The sequence below is a fragment of the Curtobacterium poinsettiae genome (assembly GCF_047226435.1).
GTDB classification, from domain to species: domain Bacteria; phylum Actinomycetota; class Actinomycetes; order Actinomycetales; family Microbacteriaceae; genus Curtobacterium; species Curtobacterium poinsettiae.
The window spans coordinates 2,810,318-2,825,794 of the sequence record NZ_CP178434.1 but is presented as its reverse complement, the minus strand read 5'-3'; the positions used below and the strand labels follow the sequence as shown (position 1 = coordinate 2,825,794).

The 15,477-nt window shown below is 71.6% G+C and carries 12 protein-coding genes and 1 tRNA gene; 6 read left to right on the top strand and 7 right to left on the bottom strand.

Annotation, left to right across the window (positions count from 1 at the left end):
• Positions 1 to 65 precede the first annotated feature (65 nt).
• Genes efeU through ACL00U_RS13250 form a run of 3 tightly spaced genes read left to right on the top strand, consistent with a single transcriptional unit; the run spans position 66 to position 4,220 of the window.
• The gene (gene efeU, locus ACL00U_RS13260; RefSeq protein ID WP_017888343.1) at positions 66 to 1,676 is read left to right on the top strand and encodes an iron uptake transporter permease EfeU; all 1,611 of its coding nucleotides are present in this window, start codon (positions 66 to 68) and stop codon (positions 1,674 to 1,676) included.
• Entirely contained in the window at positions 1,663 to 2,883 is a 1,221-nt protein-coding gene (gene efeO, locus ACL00U_RS13255; RefSeq protein WP_042540603.1) for an iron uptake system protein EfeO, read from the top strand. The genes efeU and efeO overlap by 14 nt, the downstream gene beginning before the upstream one ends.
• Complete coding sequence (locus ACL00U_RS13250) at positions 2,880 to 4,220, top strand: Dyp-type peroxidase (protein WP_412873486.1); 1,341 nt, start codon at positions 2,880 to 2,882, stop codon at positions 4,218 to 4,220. The genes efeO and ACL00U_RS13250 overlap by 4 nt, the downstream gene beginning before the upstream one ends.
• Positions 4,221 to 4,556: 336 nt before the next feature.
• Here ACL00U_RS13250 and ACL00U_RS13245 read toward each other — a convergent pair whose 3' ends face one another.
• On the bottom strand, positions 4,557 to 6,938 hold the full coding sequence (locus ACL00U_RS13245; RefSeq protein ID WP_140448852.1) for a bifunctional metallophosphatase/5'-nucleotidase: 2,382 nt from the start codon (positions 6,936 to 6,938) through the stop codon (positions 4,557 to 4,559).
• 87 nt (positions 6,939 to 7,025) lie between these two features.
• A complete protein-coding gene (locus tag ACL00U_RS13240) occupies positions 7,026 to 8,183 on the bottom strand; it encodes a Gfo/Idh/MocA family protein (RefSeq protein WP_412873485.1) in 1,158 nt (385 codons plus the stop codon).
• A gap of 76 nt (positions 8,184 to 8,259) precedes the next feature.
• Between ACL00U_RS13240 and ACL00U_RS13235 the strand changes: the two genes are divergently transcribed.
• From ACL00U_RS13235 to ACL00U_RS13225, 3 genes are all read left to right on the top strand, one after another.
• Positions 8,260 to 9,681, top strand: coding sequence for a glucose-6-phosphate dehydrogenase (locus ACL00U_RS13235; protein WP_017888348.1), 1,422 nt, complete (start codon positions 8,260 to 8,262; stop codon positions 9,679 to 9,681).
• 29 nt (positions 9,682 to 9,710) lie between these two features.
• Positions 9,711 to 10,496 carry a dienelactone hydrolase family protein gene (locus ACL00U_RS13230; protein WP_042540609.1) on the top strand — a complete coding sequence of 262 codons (786 nt, stop codon included), beginning with the start codon at positions 9,711 to 9,713 and terminating at the stop codon, positions 10,494 to 10,496.
• Positions 10,497 to 10,606: 110 nt separating this feature from the next.
• Positions 10,607 to 10,679 (top strand) — tRNA-Arg (locus ACL00U_RS13225).
• A 79-nt stretch (positions 10,680 to 10,758) separates the two neighbouring features.
• Here the strand turns inward: ACL00U_RS13225 and ACL00U_RS13220 are convergent.
• The 5 genes from ACL00U_RS13220 to ACL00U_RS13200 form a co-directional block, all read right to left on the bottom strand.
• The gene (locus ACL00U_RS13220; RefSeq protein WP_412873484.1) at positions 10,759 to 11,925 is read right to left on the bottom strand and encodes a N(5)-(carboxyethyl)ornithine synthase; all 1,167 of its coding nucleotides are present in this window, start codon (positions 11,923 to 11,925) and stop codon (positions 10,759 to 10,761) included.
• A gap of 52 nt (positions 11,926 to 11,977) precedes the next feature.
• On the bottom strand, positions 11,978 to 12,607 hold the full coding sequence (locus ACL00U_RS13215; RefSeq protein ID WP_017888351.1) for a TetR/AcrR family transcriptional regulator: 630 nt from the start codon (positions 12,605 to 12,607) through the stop codon (positions 11,978 to 11,980).
• Positions 12,608 to 12,700: 93 nt separating this feature from the next.
• Positions 12,701 to 13,381 (bottom strand): gamma subclass chorismate mutase AroQ, encoded by a 681-nt coding sequence (aroQ, locus tag ACL00U_RS13210; RefSeq protein ID WP_017888352.1) that lies wholly within the window; start codon positions 13,379 to 13,381, stop codon positions 12,701 to 12,703.
• Positions 13,378 to 13,599, bottom strand: a complete 222-nt coding sequence (locus tag ACL00U_RS13205) for a hypothetical protein (protein ID WP_017888353.1) — start codon at positions 13,597 to 13,599, stop codon at positions 13,378 to 13,380. Before ACL00U_RS13205 ends, aroQ begins: the two co-directional genes overlap by 4 nt.
• Before the next feature lie 28 nt (positions 13,600 to 13,627).
• The gene (locus ACL00U_RS13200) at positions 13,628 to 15,289 is read right to left on the bottom strand and encodes a glycoside hydrolase domain-containing protein (protein ID WP_214519548.1); all 1,662 of its coding nucleotides are present in this window, start codon (positions 15,287 to 15,289) and stop codon (positions 13,628 to 13,630) included.
• Between the last annotated feature and the right edge of the window lie 188 nt (positions 15,290 to 15,477).

Sequence of the window (15,477 nt, the reverse complement as noted above, 5' to 3'; positions counted from 1 at the left end):
ACCATCAAACATCACGTCGCACGACTGGCGGGCCGATCCGCGGTTAGGTTAGCCTCACCTTCGTCATGCTCGCCACTCTCGTCATCGGTCTCCGTGAAGGCCTCGAAGCCACGCTCATCGTCGGCATCATCGCCGCGTTCCTGCGTCGCAACCGCGTCCCGCTCGCCCCGATGTGGTCGGGCGTCGGGCTCGCGGTGCTGCTCAGCATCGCCGTCGGCTTCGGGCTGCAGGCCGTCGAGCAGGCGCTGCCGCAGGCGCAGCAGGAGGGCATGGAGGCGGTCATCGGCATCGTCGCCGTCGTCTTCGTCACGGGCATGATCGTCTGGATGCGCACGCACGCGCGCACCCTGACCGCCGACCTCGAAGCGAGTGCGACCGCCGCGCTCGGCCGCGGCACCGCCTGGGCGCTCGCCGGCATGGCGTTCCTCGCCGTCCTGAAGGAGGGCTTCGAGACCTCGGTGTTCCTCCTCGCCACGTTCCAGGCGTCGTCGGACACCGGCCTCGCCGCGCTCGGCGCCGTGATCGGCATCGCCGCCGCGGTCGTCGTCGGCTTCGGCATCTACACCGGTGGCGTCCGCCTCAACCTGTCGCGGTTCTTCACCGGCACCGGGGTCTTCCTGGTCTTCGTCGCCGGCGGCCTGGTGCTGACCGTCCTCCGCCGCGCGCACGAGGCCGGCTGGATCGTCATCGGCCAGCAGCGCACCGTCGACCTGTCGTGGCTCGCCCCGAACGGTTCCGTGCAGGGCGCCCTGGTCACCGGCGTGCTCGGCATCCCGCCGGACCCACGGGTCATCGAGGTGCTCGGCTGGGTCCTCTACGTCGTCCCGGTACTGGCCCTGACCCTGTGGCCGCGCGCCTGGCGTCCGTCGCCGGACCGTGTGCCCCGGGTGCGCGCCGTCGTCGCCGGCACCCTCGCCGTGGCGGCAGCGGCGCTCGCGATCGCCGTGCCGACCGGCGGTGTCGACCTGCCCCGCACCACCGCGGTCAGCGGCGACGCCAGCTCCGTCTCGGCCAGCGTCGACGGTGCGTCCGGCGTCCTCCGTGTGGCCGGCACCGGAACCGGCCAGGAGGCCCGACTCGCCCTGCCGACGTCGGCCCACCGCCGCGTCACCCGCGCGGGCGTGGCCGCCGACCGGTGGCGCGTCGTGCAGGACGGAACCGGTGCGCAGGGGAGTGGTGCTGACCGTCCGTCGAGGCTGACCCTCGACGACCTCGTCACACTGTTCGGCCGACTGCCCGTCGGGGTCTCCCCGTCGACGAACCCCGGCCCGTTCGCGGCCCGCTGGGCCGTCCGCGACACCGTGACCCTGTGGACGGTCCGGGGTGGGGTCCTGGACGCCACCCGCGACGAACGCGACGTGCTGACGCTGAGCGGTGGGGGCCTCCCGTCCGCACGCACCACGACCCTGGACCGCACCGTCTGGTCCGTCCCCGACGCCCGCGTCGAGCGGTCGGCCGCCTCGGTGGCCGCGGCCGACGCCCGGTCCGCCGACCTGCTGCTCTGGAAGGCCTGGCTGCCGATCGCCCTCGGCACCGCGGCCGCCGCACAGGCGCTGCTGGCGCTGCGTGACCGCCGTCGTCGGCGGCTCCCCACGACCCGCACCCCCGAACCCGTCCCCGCTCGTGGCCCTCCGGCCGCGGACCCTGCAAGGAGCACCGACCATGTCCTTCGGTAAGCCCGTCCGACCCCTGATCACCCTGGGCGCCCTCGGCGTCGTCACCGCCCTCGCACTCTCCGGATGCTCCGGCGGGTCCGCCGAGACCGGCGGCTCCGGCACCGACGCGAAGGTCTCCCGCGTCACCGTCACGCTCACCAACGACGGGCAGGACGCCTGCGCGGTGTCCGCGACGAAGGTCCCCGCGGGCCCCGTCACCTTCACGGTGAAGAACGAGTCGTCGACCGCGATCACCGAGGTCGAGCTGCTGCAGGACCAGCGGATCCTCGGCGAGAAGGAGAACCTGGCACCCGGCCTCGACGCCGTCCGGTTCACCGCCACGCTGACCGGCGGGAAGTACCAGGTGTACTGCCCCGGTGCCGAGACCGAGCTGACGGACTTCACCGTCACCGGCAAGGCCGCATCCACTGCGAACAGCAGCGCCTCGACGCTGCTCCGTGACGGGACGAAGGGCTACGCGACCTACGTCGACGGCCAGGTGACCGACATGGTCGCCGCGGTCGAGCAGCTGCAGAAGCACATCGACGCCGGCGACCTCGACGCGGCGAAGACCGACTACGCGAACGCCCGTCCGTTCTACGAGCACGTCGAGAGCGACGTCGACGGCTTCGTCAAGAAGGGCTTCAAGGCCACCGACAACGCGGGCAACCTCGACTACCTGATCGACATGCGCGCCTCGAACCTCGACCCGGCCGTCGGCTGGAGCGGGTTCCACGCCGTCGAGAAGGACCTGTTCCAGGCGGGGAAGATCACCGCGTCGACGAAGCAGACCGCCGCGGACCTGACCGAGGACGTCCAGCTGCTCGCGAAGCTCGTGCCGACGCTCGACTACAAGCCGGAGGACCTGGCCAACGGCGCCGCCGGGCTGCTCGAAGAGGTGCAGTCGAACAAGATCACCGGCGAGGAAGAGGCCTACAGCCACATCGACCTGGTCGACCTCGCCGCCAACGTCGAGGGTGCCCGCCAGGCCTTCGCGTACCTCAAGCCGGGGCTGACCAAGCTCGACCCGACCTTGACGAAGCAGATCGCGAAGCAGTTCGACGCCACGAACACGCTGATGGACGGCTACCGCGACGCCGACGACCTGGGCGGCTTCGCCAGCTGGGACGCCGCCACCAAGAAGTCCGACGCGAACACGATCTCGCAGCAGATCCAGGCGCTGCAGGACCCGCTGTCCCGCCTGGCCGAGAAGGTCGCGACCGCGTGACCGAGCCGGATGGGGGACCCCGGGCGGACGAGGCGCCCCGGGCGGACGAGGGACCCCGGGCGGACGAGGCACCCCGGGCGAACGTCTCGCGCCGCGGACTGTTCGGCGCCGGCCTGGCCGTGGCCGGTGCCGGGGTCGGCGCGGCCGCGGGCATCGGCGGCGCCACCGCGGCGACCGGGGTGAACCCGTTCACGGCGGCGACGAACGGCGACGAGTCAATCGACCTGTCCACGAGCCACCCGTTCTACGCCACCGCGGCACGGCAGCCACAGGGCGGGATCCGCACCACCCCGCAGCGGCACTGCGTCTACATGACGTTCGACCTGTCGACCACCGTGACGACCGAGCTGCAGGTGCTCCTGGCCCGCTGGTCGGCCGCGATCGCCCAGCTGCAGGCCGGCAAGACCGTCGGCAGCGTCGAACCTGCCCACGGCAACGGGGTCGGTGCCGACACGGGCGAGGCGCTCGACCTCGGTCCGGCGTCCCTGACCGTCACGGTGGGGCTCGGCCCGGGCGTCTTCGACGAGCGCTTCGGGCTGGCCGACCGGCGTCCGGCGTCGCTCGCCGACATCCCGACGCTGCCGAGCGACAACCTGCAGCGGGGCCTGACCGGCGGCGACCTGTCGCTGCAGGCCTGCGCGGACGACCCCCAGGTGGCGTACCACGCGGTGCGCGACCTGGCGCGGATGGCCCGCGGCACCGCGACCGTCCGCTGGACCGTGCTCGGCTTCGGTCGGGCATCGGCCGGGCCGGACCAGAGCACGCCCCGCAACCTGATGGGGTTCAAGGACGGCACCCGGAACATCACGACCGACGCCGACCACGACCGGTTCGTCTGGCTCGACCGCGACGCCGGGTGGATGGCCGGGGGCAGCTACCAGGTGGTGCGGAAGATCCGGATGAACATCGAGACCTGGGACGCCGACGTCGTCAGCGACCAGCAGCGGGTGTTCGGGCGGACGAAGATCCAGGGGGCACCGCTCTCCGGCGGACAGGAACACACCACCCCGGACTTCCACGCGAAGGACGACGACGGTGCGACGAAGATCGACGCGACGTCGCACATCGCCCTCGCCGCACACGAGGCGAACGGCGGCGTGAAGATCCTGCGCCGGCCGTACAACTACACCGACGGGCTCAACGAGTACGGCCAGCTCGACGCCGGGCTGCTGTTCATCGCCTACGTGAACGACCCGGACCACTTCACGCGGTTGCAGCGGAAGCTCGGCGCCTCGGACCGGCTGAACGAGTACGTCTCGCACATCGGCTCCGCGGTGTTCGCCGTGCCGCCGGCACCGCGCAAGGGGTCGTACATCGCCGAGCAGCTGTTCCGCTGAGCTGAGTCGCCGACACGACCCACCGACGCAGAAGAGATGGGCGTCCTCCGCCGTTTCCCTGGAGGCGGAGGACGCCCGCGTCGCGGAGTCTTGTCGAACGGAACCACCGCCGACTTGCTGAAAGCGACCCGGCACGACGCGTCGCGGTGCGACAACCCCGAGAGTACCGCGTGGATCCGCGGATCCGCAGTGTTCGACCGGGATGGGACAGCAACCGTGGCGGCCGGCTCGCGCGACGCGTGCGCCGGACGCGCCCCGGGCCTCCTGACCGACGCGAACCGGCCGCCTCACCATGGTGAGACGGCCCGTTGCGGTGTGCGCTCGGGAGGCGCGGGGTCAGTCCGTCAGGACCATCGCAGCACGTCGTGCACGGTTGCGGCGGAGGACCACGAGTGCTGTGGTCCCGGCGAGCAGGAGCAGGCCGGCCGCGATCGCCGGAGCGGTCAGGTCCGCACCCGTGTAGGCGAGGTCGCCACCGGCGCGCGGGTCGTCGTCGGTCCCGCCGACGCCGCCGATGCCGGCGTCGTCACCGGTTCCCGCGCCGGGGCCGGGGGTGACCCCGCCACCGGTGCCCGGGGTCGGGTCAGCCGGGTCCGTCGGGTTCGTGGGGTCGGTCGGGTCCGTCGGATCGGTGGGGTCGACCGCCGCGGCGACCGGGATCGTCACGGCGAGGGTGACGGTCTGATCACCCGGCAGGGAGACCACGAGCGGTGCGTCGGTCGTGGCGACCGGCTCCGCCACGGCGGCGAGCGAAACGGACCCGGCGGTGCGGGCGGCAGCGCGTGCAGCCGGCGCCTCGATGTCGGGGACCGTGACGGTCAGGGTCGCGCGACCCTGCTCGTCGTTCGTGTCGATGATCGTCGGGTCGATGGCGGCCGACGCGAGCTCCTTGCCGTCCGCGCTGACCGAGACGGTGCCGGCCTTCGCGGGGTCCTCGCTGCTGAACACGAGCGACGACAGGTCGAGCTCGATCTCGTCGCCGGGCTGGAACCCGTCGGACGGGGTCGGCGTGACCGTGACCCCGACGGCGCGCTGGTCGGTCGGGGGCGTGACCGTCGGGTTGGCGAGGAAGTAGTCCACCTGGGCCTGCAGGTCGACCTGGCCCGAGTCGGCGATGTTCGTGCCGGTCGCGAAGGCGCCGAAGTTGTCACCACCGGTCGACAGGAACGAGTTGACGGTCACCTTGAGGGTGTCGGTCAGCGCGATCGGCTCGCCGTCGAGGGTCATCCCGGTGATGCGGTCGCCACGGCCCTTCGACGGGTCGTAGGTGTACGCGAAGCCGTCCGAGACGCCGAGCTTCAGGAACGGACGCGGCAGACCGTCCGGCTGCCACTGCTGCTCGAGGGCGTTCTTGATCTGCTGGCCCGTCATGTCCTCGGTGACCAGGGTGTTCGCGAACGGCTGGACGAGCGCGGCTTCCTTGTAGGTGACGGTGCCGTCCGGGTCGCCGGCGCCGCTCGACGCGGCGATCATGTCGGTGCGGAGTCCGCCGGGGTTCATGAAGGCGACCTGTGAGCCGTTGCGCTCGGTGGCGCTGCGCTGGACCTCGGCGATGTAGTTGCCCAGGACGGATTCGCCACCGCGGTTCTCGGTCGTGCGGTCGGACTGCACGGCGCGACGCAGGTCACCCGTGATCGTGCCGAGCTTCTTGCTGCCCTCGACGTCGGCGACGGCCTTCGCGGCGGTCACGATGTCGGCCACCGCGTTCACCGAGGTGGGGTCGGTCGGCACACGGGTCTCGCCGTTGACCGACTTGACCTCGCTCGTGATGCCGGTGAGCTGCTTGTCGGCGTCCACCGTGAGCTGCAGGTGCCCGAAGGCCACGCCGTAGGACCCGGCCTGGATCACCGGACGCTTCGTGCCGTCGGGGCCCGCGATCGAGTGGTTGTACGTCGCGTGGGTGTGCGCTGAGACGATGGCGGAGACCTTCGACGAGACACCCGAGGTGATCTCGCCGAACACACCAGAGCCGGTGGCGTCGGCGAGGACGTTCGTCGGTGCGCCCTCGTGGACGAGCAGGACGAGCACGTCGGCCTCGTCGTTGTCGTCCTTGCCGTCGGTGAGCTGCTCGGCGTACTTGTTGACCTGGCTGACGATCGGGGCCATCGCGAGGCCCTCGACACCGCCGGGGCTGACGAGCCCGGGGATGAGGTCCTCGGTGGTGGCGCCGATGAAGCCGATCTTCACGCCGCCCTTCTCCACGATTGAGTACGGCGTGAACGCGGGGTCCGTGGTGCCGGCCTTGACGATGTTCGCCGAGACGTAGGGCCACTCGGCGCGGTCCTCGATGCGGCCGGTCAGGTCGCTCTGGCCCTTGTCGAGCTCGTGGTTGCCGATCGCGCTGACGTCGAGGTCCATGGCGTTCAGGGCGTCGATCGTCGGGGTGTCCTGCTGGATGAGCGACGTGAAGGTCGAGGCCCCGACGTTGTCGCCGACGCTGGCGAAGATCGTGTTCGGGTTGGCCTCGCGGTACGACTGCACGACGCCGGCGAGCTTCGCGGCGCCCGCGGCCTTGTCGGCGGCGGTGCCCTCGGACTCGATGCGACCGTGGAAGTCGTTGACGTCGATGATGTCGATCGTCGTGTCGCCCTCGGCGGCGACGGCTGCGGACGGGACGGACAGTGCGACCAGGACCCCGGCGGTGGCGAGGGCCGCGCCGGCGCCGAGGCGCCGTCGGGTCGTCGCACCGGCGGATCCGGTGGTGTGGGAAGTGTTCATCGCCGTCGAACCTACGAAGACGCACAGGCGACTCGCCAGACCCCGTCGCATCTCGTCACACGACGTTCACATCCACGATGTCGAGCTTCAGCGGATCTCCCGCCAGGTCGTCTCGGCCGCGCTGCCGATCACGGCCTCGATGATGTCGGCGGAGCGGGCGCCGTCCGCGAAGGTCGGCAGTCCGTCTGGTGCCACCCCGGTGCGGGCCGCGGTGTAGGTGTCGGCGACGAAGGCCGCGAACGCGTCGAGGTACCCCTGCGGGTGTCCGGCCGGCACGATCGCCAGCCGGCGCTGGTCCGGGTACCCCTGCGAGGGGTCGCGCACGACGATCTGCGCGCCGCGCTCGTTGCCGAACCACGCGGACTCGGGCTGCTCCTGGTCGAACGCCGCGCTGCCGCGGGTGCCGTCGACCTCGAACCACAGGCGGTTCTTGCGGCCCGACGCGACCTGCGAGATCACGACGTTGCCGATGCGGCCCGTGGCGGTGCGGAAGGTCGCCACGGCGGTGTCCTCGGTGGTGACCTCGGCACGCTCCGCCGCGTCCGCCACCGGGTCCGGGTCGGGGGAGCCGGAGAACGACGGACCGGACGCCGCAGGCCGGGTGGGGTAGACGATGTCGGTCGCCGCGGACACCGAGGCGAAGCGCTCACCCGTGACGAACTCGACCAGGTCGCACCAGTGCGAGCCGATGTCGGCGAACGCGCGGGACAGCCCGCTCGAGGTCGGGTCGACCCGCCAGCTCGAGGCGTCCTCGTCGAGCATCCAGTCCTGCAGGTAGTGGCCGTGCACCGCGAGCAGCCGGCCGAGCTCCCCGTCGGCGATGCGCGCCCGGATCTCGCGGACCATCGGGTGGTAGCGGTACACGAACGGCACCGTGGCCACGACACCGGCGTCGGCAGCGGCGGCGACGAGCTCGGCGGCCTGGGCGGGGTCGATCGCCAGGGGCTTCTCGCACACGACGTTGATGCCGGCCGCGCTCACCGCGAGCGCCTGCGGGTGGTGCTGGTCGTTCGGGGTGCAGATGTGCACGACGTCGGGGGCGTCGGCGATGACCTCGTCGAGCGAGGCGTAGCCACGGGGCAGGTCGAGCTGCGCCGCCACCTGCTCGGAGCGGGTGGCGTTCCGCCCGAGGACACCCAGGACCTCGGCACCGGAGGCCCGGGCCGCCCGGGCGTGGACGCCGGCGATCATGCCCGTCCCGACCACGGCGACACGGAGGCGTCGCCCTTCGTACCCATTGCTCATGGTGCTCCCTCGCGCCGGAATGACACCACCGTAGCGGCCCGGTCATCCACCGGGGCCGATGAGTACCGTCTGCAGCATGTCGAGCCTCCAGACCAGCCTGCTCATCCTCGGAGCCAGCGGCGACCTGTCCAAGCGCCTGCTCCTGCCCGGCCTCGCGACCCTGCTCCAGGTGAAGGACGACTGGGACGTCCAGCTCGTCGGGGCCGGTGTCGAGGACCTGTCCGACGCCGACTGGAAGGCGCAGGTGCGCGAGTCCTTCGAGAACGCGCAGGCGTCGAAGAACGAGGAGGACGAGGGCGCTTCCGGCGACACGGCGCTGCCGGAGCGACTGCAGGCCGTGGTCGACGCCTCCACATACCGGAAGGCCGACGTCACCGACCCGGACGACCTGCGGGCACTGCTCGAAGTGTGCGACCACGACCCGGCGATCTACTTCGCGCTGCCGCCGGCCGTCACCGAGAAGAGCTGCGAGCAGCTCGCCCACCTCGACCTGCCCGCCCGCACCCGGCTGGCGCTCGAGAAGCCGTTCGGCACCGACGCCGACAGCGCCTCGAAGCTCAACGACCTGCTGCACTCGTTCATCCCCGAGGAACGGATCCACCGGGTCGACCACTTCCTCGGACGCTCCACCGTGCTCAACCTGCTCGGGCTGCGCTTCGCCAACCGCATCATCGAGCCCCTGCTGTCGTCGCAGCACGTCGAGCGCGTCGACATCGTCTACGACGAGACCCTCGGGCTCGAGGGTCGTGCGCGCTACTACGACAAGGCCGGCGCGCTCACCGACATGATCCAGAGCCACCTGCTGCAGGTGATGGCGGTCGTCGCGATGGAGGCCCCCGCCTCGATCAAGGCCGACGACCTGCGCACCCAGAAGGAGCTCGTGCTGCGGGCCGTCCGGCCCTGGGGTGGCGACGTCGTCACCGCGGGCAAGCGCGCCCGGTACACCGCCGGCACCGTCGGCGACCGCCAGCTGCCGTCGTACGTCGACGAGGACGGCGTGGACCCGTCGCTCGGCACCGAGACCCTCGCCCAGCTCACCCTGGAGATCGCGAACTGGCGCTGGGCCGGCGTCCCGTTCACCCTGCGCTCCGGCAAGGCGCTCGCCGCACAGCGCCGCGAGATCGTCATCACGTTCAAGGACTCCCCGCACGTGCCCGAGGGACTCACCGGCACCGAACTGCCCGACCGGCTGCGTATCTGGATCGCCCCGGACGAGATGCAGCTCGAGCTCAACGTCAACGGCGCCGGCGACCCGTACACGATCGACCACACGAGCCTCGAAGTGACCTTCAACCCCGGGCGCCTGAGTGCCTACGGCGAGGTGCTGGCCGGCGTGCTCGAGGGTGACGCGACGCTGTCGGTCCGCGGCGACAGCGCCGTGCAGGGCTGGAAGGTCGTCGGGCCGTTCCTCGACGCGTGGAAGGCCGGCAAGGCGCCCCTCGACGAGTACGCAGCGGGATCGGTCGGCCCCGACGGCTGGGACAACATCGAGGCCTGAGCCCGACGGGCGGCGTAGCGTCGGGCGACGTGAACACCACCGACGACGTCCTGCAGACCGTTCCCGAACCCGCCGGCGCCGACATCCGTGTCGACGACGTCTCCTACGACCACGAGGGCACCGAACTGCTCGGTGTGCTCGCGAAGGACGCCGCGATCGCGGGCCGTCGTCCGGCCGTCCTCGTCGTGCACGACTGGCACGGCGTGAACGAGCACGTCGAAGCCCGGGTGACCATGCTCGCCCGACTGGGCTACGTCGCGTTCGGCGCGGACGTCTACGGTGCGGGCGTCCGCCCCGGGGACGACACCGCGGCCCAGGTCGCCGGCGGTTTCTACCAGGACCTGCCGCTGCTGCGGGCCCGCGCCACCGCCGGACTCGAGCGACTGCTCGCCGACCCGGACGTCGACCCCGCCCGCGTCGTCGTCATGGGGTACTGCTTCGGCGGCTCGACCGCACTCGAACTCGCACGGACCGGGGCCGACCTGGTCGGTGCCGTGTCGTTCCACGGCGGGCTCATCGCGCACGACCCCTCGGACGCCGCCGACATCCGGGCGAAGCTGCTCGTCCTCACCGGGGGCGCCGACCCCGTGGTGCCGGACGAGGCCGTGCACGCGTGGCAGGACGAGATGCGCGCTGCGCCGGACGTCGACTGGCAGGTCGTGACGTACTCGGGCGCGATGCACGCGTTCGCGGTGCCCGGCACCGACGCCCCGGACCACGGTGCGCAGTACCAGGAGCGCGCCGACCGCCGGTCGTGGCAGGCGCTCCGGGTGTTCCTGGCCGAGGTGTTCGACGAGGAGCCCGCGGCACGGTGACCGCGCGGCCGCCGGGGGCTGCTCGCGACACGCCGGGCACGGGGGCCGGAGCGCCTCGATTGGCGCCCGGGCCGCACCTGTTGTAGAGTCTTCCACGGCCGCAAGGCCACGCGCTCGTAGCTCAATGGATAGAGCATCTGACTACGGATCAGAAGGTTGGGGGTTCGAGTCCCTTCGAGCGCACAGTACGAAGAAGGGCCCCGGTGGACACCACCGGGGCCCTTCTCCGTTCCGGCCGGCGAGGGCCAGAGCCCGGCGAGGGTCAGCCCGCGGCGTGGTGCGGGTACTCGGCGGAGCGGCCCTGGAACGCCAGGATCGCGGGGTTGCGGATGTGTCCGTCCCCGATCTCGATCGCCCGGCGGATCGTCTCCGACCCGGCCCAGGCGTCGGCGCCCGACATCACGGTCCGCAGGAACGGCAGCAGCGCCTCGCTGATCTCCCAGGTCGACGAGTTCCAGAGCAGCGACGGGCTGTGGTCGACCGCGTAGTAGTTGGTGGTGCCGCCGACGGTGGTCATCGGTTGTGCGAAGGACGTCGGGTGCGCCCAGCTGAACCCCATCCCCTCGTCGACGGAGACGTCGACGACGAGGCTCCCCGGACGGAAGGCCGCCAGGTCCTCGGTGCGCAGGAACACCAGGGGCGCGTTGGGGTCCTGGAGCGTGCAGTTCACGACGATGTCGTTCTCGGCCAGGTACGGCGCGAGCGGGACCGGCCCGTCCGGGGTGCTGACCACGCTGTCGAACGGCGGTGCGTCGGTCTGCCCGAAGTGCAGGATGTCGACGGAGGGGATGGGTGAACCGACGGCCGCGATGTCCCGGTTGGTCAGGACGCGGACGTCGTGGATGCCGTGTGCGTTCAGGGCGGTCACCGCACCGCGGGCCGTGGCACCGAACCCGATGACGACCGCGGTGAGCCGGCGCCCGTAGTCGCCCGTCGACCCGCAGAGCTGCAGTGCGTGGATCACCGAGCAGTAGCCGGCGAGTTCGTTGTTCTTGTGGAACACGTGCAGGCCGAAGCCACCGTCGTCACGCCAGTGGTTCATCGCCTCCCACGCGATCAGCGTCAGTCGTTTGTCGACGGCGAGCTGCGTGAGTTCCCGGTCCTGCACGCAGTGCGGCCACCCCCAGAGCACCTGACCGTCACGCAGGTCCGCCAGGTCGGACGGCAGGGGCTTGGGCAGGAGGACGACGTCCGCGGTCGCGATGACCTCGTCACGGTCGGCCATCGCGCCGACGAGTGGTTCGAGCTGGTCGTCCGGCACGCCGAAGCGAGCGCCGTACCCGCGCTCGAGCGTCATCGCTCGGCGAAGGGCCGGATCGATGCGCTCGAGGTGGGCCGGGTGGATCGGCAGGCGGCGCTCGTCGGCCTTCCGGGAGTCGGCGAGCACCCCGAGGTGGAGCAACTGGTGCGCTGGCGCTGTTTCGGTCATGGTGCACTGTACGGTGCAGGCCGACCACGGGTGCGCCGGACGGGACGACCGCTCAGGAACCGGGCGAGTACGGCCGGGCCGCGTCGATGATCTCCGGGGCACGCTCGATGCCGAACGACGTGAAGAGCGGCGACCACAGGGCCTTGAGCTGCGCGACGAGTTCGTCGTCGGTCAGCTGTGTCGAACCGTCCACCATGCCCAGTGTCGTGTTGAGGAGCAGCAGGACCGACGGCTGGACCTCGGCCGCGTCGACGTCAGCGGCCGCCACCCCGGCGCTGACGAGCTCGCCGCGCGTCATCTCGAACCAGTCGAAGCCGCGCGGCACCGGCACGCCGGCCTTGCCGAGTTCGTGCAGGAGCCGCACGGCGCCGCCCGCGACCGAACCCCTGCGGACGTCGATCCCGGTGGTCAGGAGGAACACGGTCAGGCGCTCGAGCCCGGGCTCGGCGGGCAGCGCGTCGAACAGTTCACGCCAGCGCTGCTGCTGCAGCTCGATGACCGCCGTCGCCAGGTCCTTCTTCGACGGGAACAGGTGGTACCCGATCGCCGACTTCGGCTTGCCCATGGCCTCGGCCACGCGGGAGAACGTGGTCGCCTCGTAGCCGAAGGCCGCGAACTGTTGCCCTGCGGCGTCGATGATGGCTCGTCGAGACGCCTCCATGGCGAGCTGCCGCTGGTTCATCTGGCGCGGTGTCCTTCCTCGCCCGGGATCGAGCGGTCAGTGAACACCACATCCTAGGGCCGCTCACTCCTGCGGCCCGTCACCCCGTTCGGGTCAGGCGGCGCAGAACGTGTTCCACGCCACGTCGATCCCCTTCCGGTGCAGCGAGTCGAGTCCGACGTCGAGGTGCTTCCGCTCCGCGTCCACCAGGTGCGCGCACCGGTGGTCCTGGGCCACGGTCTGCAGCTGGCCGAGCGCGGTCACCAGGTCGGTGTCGATCGCGTCGAGCTGGGGCCGGATGGTCGCCAGGTCCGGTGCCGTCGTCGGTGCGGTCCACGGGTTGTGCGTCCAGTGGTTGATGAGGCCGCGCTGGACGACCTTGCTCGCGGCGATCTGTGCGCGGACCACCCGGGTCACCAGGACGGGGTCGACGCCCTGCTGCTCGGCCAGGGTCACCGCTTCGTCGACGACGGCCTGTTCGCGCACCGGGTCGGCGACCGGCTTGCCGCTCAGCCACTTCGACTCGGCCACCGGGTCGGCGAGCTCGAGTCGACGCAGGATGAGCGCGCCGAGGGTGTCGAGCTGCGCCGTCGACGCCGCGGGACCGGAACCGTCGTGGGAGATGGTCATCGTGGAACCCGTCGGTTCAGCCGAGGTGGACAGGGTGTCGGCGTTCGCCACCGACGTGGGCAGTGCGATGCCCGCTGCGAGCAGGCCGAGGGCGAGCGCGGTCGCGGCGCTCCGGCGGGCGCGCTGACGGGCGGAGGTCGAGGTGGTGGGGTGTGCGGTGTTCACGGGGTTTCCTTCCCGAACCGGCGCCGGAAGCGTCGGGTCAGATCGTCGATGATCGGTTTGATGACCTCGTCGTAGAACGGGTAGACGCCGAAGTGGTCGGCGCCCTCGTCGCAGTAGCAGTCCATCGAGATGGCCTCCTCGAAGTTCGAGAAGACGTAGGTGGCACGGTGCGGGAACACTGCGTGCGGCTCGTCGTCACGCGGGGTCGTGGTGGTCACGGCGGTGCTCGATCCCGGTCAGCAGCCGTCAGCCGGCCAGGCGTGCCGCGGGGACGCCCGGGTCGCGCCCGGAGACCACCACGGCGTCGATCTCGGTGGACCCGTTCCCCGACCCGACCGTGCGGTTCTGGATCTGGTTGAGCGCCCAGTTGCCCGGCAGGGACTCGAGCTGGTTGCCCGCCCACGCCGGCGACATCCCGGCGACGAACGAGAAGTGCGCGAGTCCGGAACTGCTCACCGCGGTGCACGTGGCACGGGATCCGTAGACGCCCTGCTTGTACAGGTTCCCCCGGCCCCGCAGGCCGGCTGCGACGCCGCGGAAGTACGGCACCACGAGCGACTCGTCCTGCGCGGCGGTGGCGTCGAAGTCGGCGGCGAAGTAGATGGTGGTCTGCTTGGGGATCCCGAGTTCCCGAGCGGCGTCGTGGGCGCGGTGGGCGTCCTTGACGCCCTGCTCCTCGGTGAACCACGAAGCGGCGAACCCGCCCTCCTCGAAGATCGGCCACAGCCCGAGCCCGGCACTCGCCATCACGCGCAGTTCGTCGGGCGTCAGGGCCTTGTCGAGCGCCCCCGACCGCTGGTGGTTCGTCAGGTAGCGGCCGACGCCGGTGGCGCCGGATGCGCGGACGGCTGCAGCGCGCGCGTCGTCGAGGCGCACGGCGGTGTCGGCCCCGGTCGTGGCCCGGTCGGGGTCGCCCGTGCTCGCTGCCAGCGCCGCCCACGTGCCGGCGTCGCACGTCCCGGTCTGCTCGGCGGGCGGGAACGCCTGGAACTGCTGGAACGCACGGACCACCGCGGCGTCCGCCGCGGAGTAGGCGCTGCTGAACACGACGCGCTCACCGTTCAGCACGAGGAGCGCCTTGACGAGCAGCACCCAGGCGCCGGTGGCCCCCACGCCGACGACGCTCGGTCCCGCGGCGCGGAGTGCAGCAGCCGTCCCCGGACCCCAGGCTCCGTCGACCGTGACGCCGACCGCGACCTGCACGGCGCGGATCGCTGCCGCGTACGTGCTCGTGTCGACGACTCCGCTCGTGCTGCCGTACGCGCCGCCGACCGCCTCGGCGTACGTGCGGTTGAGGTACTGCTGGACGGTGCGGACCGATCGGGACCCGCCGGAGGCGAGCCGCACCGGGTCGACGGTCAGGAGTGCGCCGAACAGGTGGGCCGACAGCGGGAGCCCGCCGGGAGCTGCGCCCAGGTCGGACCGCAGGGCCTCGGCGGCCGCGACGGTGGCCGCGTCGAACGCACCGGTGAGCGAGACGGTCGACGCGCCCTTGCAGATGAGTCCCGCCTGGACGAGCCGGCGCCAGGTCTCGGCGTCGTCGCCCGTCTCGGCGCCGACGTCCCCGTGCTGCTCGAGTTTCTGCCGTGTCGTCGGACCGAACGTCGCGACGACGGGGGAGATGCCGAGGAGCGACTGGGTTCCCTGCACGATCCCGAGCACGGTGCCGCTGCCGGTCAGTCCGTCCTCGTCCACCTGCACCCACCCGTGCACGTGCCCGAAGGTCTTGTTGAGCCAGCGCTGCACGGCCAGGACACCCGCGTCGGCCGAACCGGAGGTGCCGGTCGACCCGGGGGAGCCGGCCGAGCCGGAGGGGGTCGCCGCGTCGGCCGGGGCCGCGAGCGTGGTCGTGACGAGCGGGACGGCGGCGGTGATGCCGATGAGCGCAGTTCGGCGCGAGATGTGCACGGGGGTGCCCCTTCAGTTGCCTCGAGCGTCCGCTGGCCACCGATCACGCTGTGCGATGCTGATGGCTGCGGCATGGTCCGAGCAACTTCGTCCCTCAACTTGGGACGGTCCTGCATTTCAATAGACGATCGACTGATGAAGCGCTCAGTCCGACAGAACGGACGGGAGGCCCGTGGCGGTTTCGCCAC

Excerpts from the sequence above, each read along its gene's own strand:
- efeU (WP_017888343.1), top strand. The coding sequence starts at position 66 with ATGCTCGCCACTCTCGTCATCGGTCTCCGTGAAGGCCTCGAAGCCACG.
- efeO (WP_042540603.1), top strand. The coding sequence starts at position 1,663 with ATGTCCTTCGGTAAGCCCGTCCGACCCCTGATCACCCTGGGCGCCCTC.
- ACL00U_RS13245 (WP_140448852.1), bottom strand. The coding sequence starts at position 6,938 with ATGAACACTTCCCACACCACCGGATCCGCCGGTGCGACGACCCGACGG.
- ACL00U_RS13240 (WP_412873485.1), bottom strand. The coding sequence starts at position 8,183 with ATGAGCAATGGGTACGAAGGGCGACGCCTCCGTGTCGCCGTGGTCGGG.
- ACL00U_RS13235 (WP_017888348.1), top strand. The coding sequence starts at position 8,260 with ATGTCGAGCCTCCAGACCAGCCTGCTCATCCTCGGAGCCAGCGGCGAC.
- ACL00U_RS13220 (WP_412873484.1), bottom strand. The coding sequence starts at position 11,925 with ATGACCGAAACAGCGCCAGCGCACCAGTTGCTCCACCTCGGGGTGCTC.
- ACL00U_RS13215 (WP_017888351.1), bottom strand. The coding sequence starts at position 12,607 with ATGAACCAGCGGCAGCTCGCCATGGAGGCGTCTCGACGAGCCATCATC.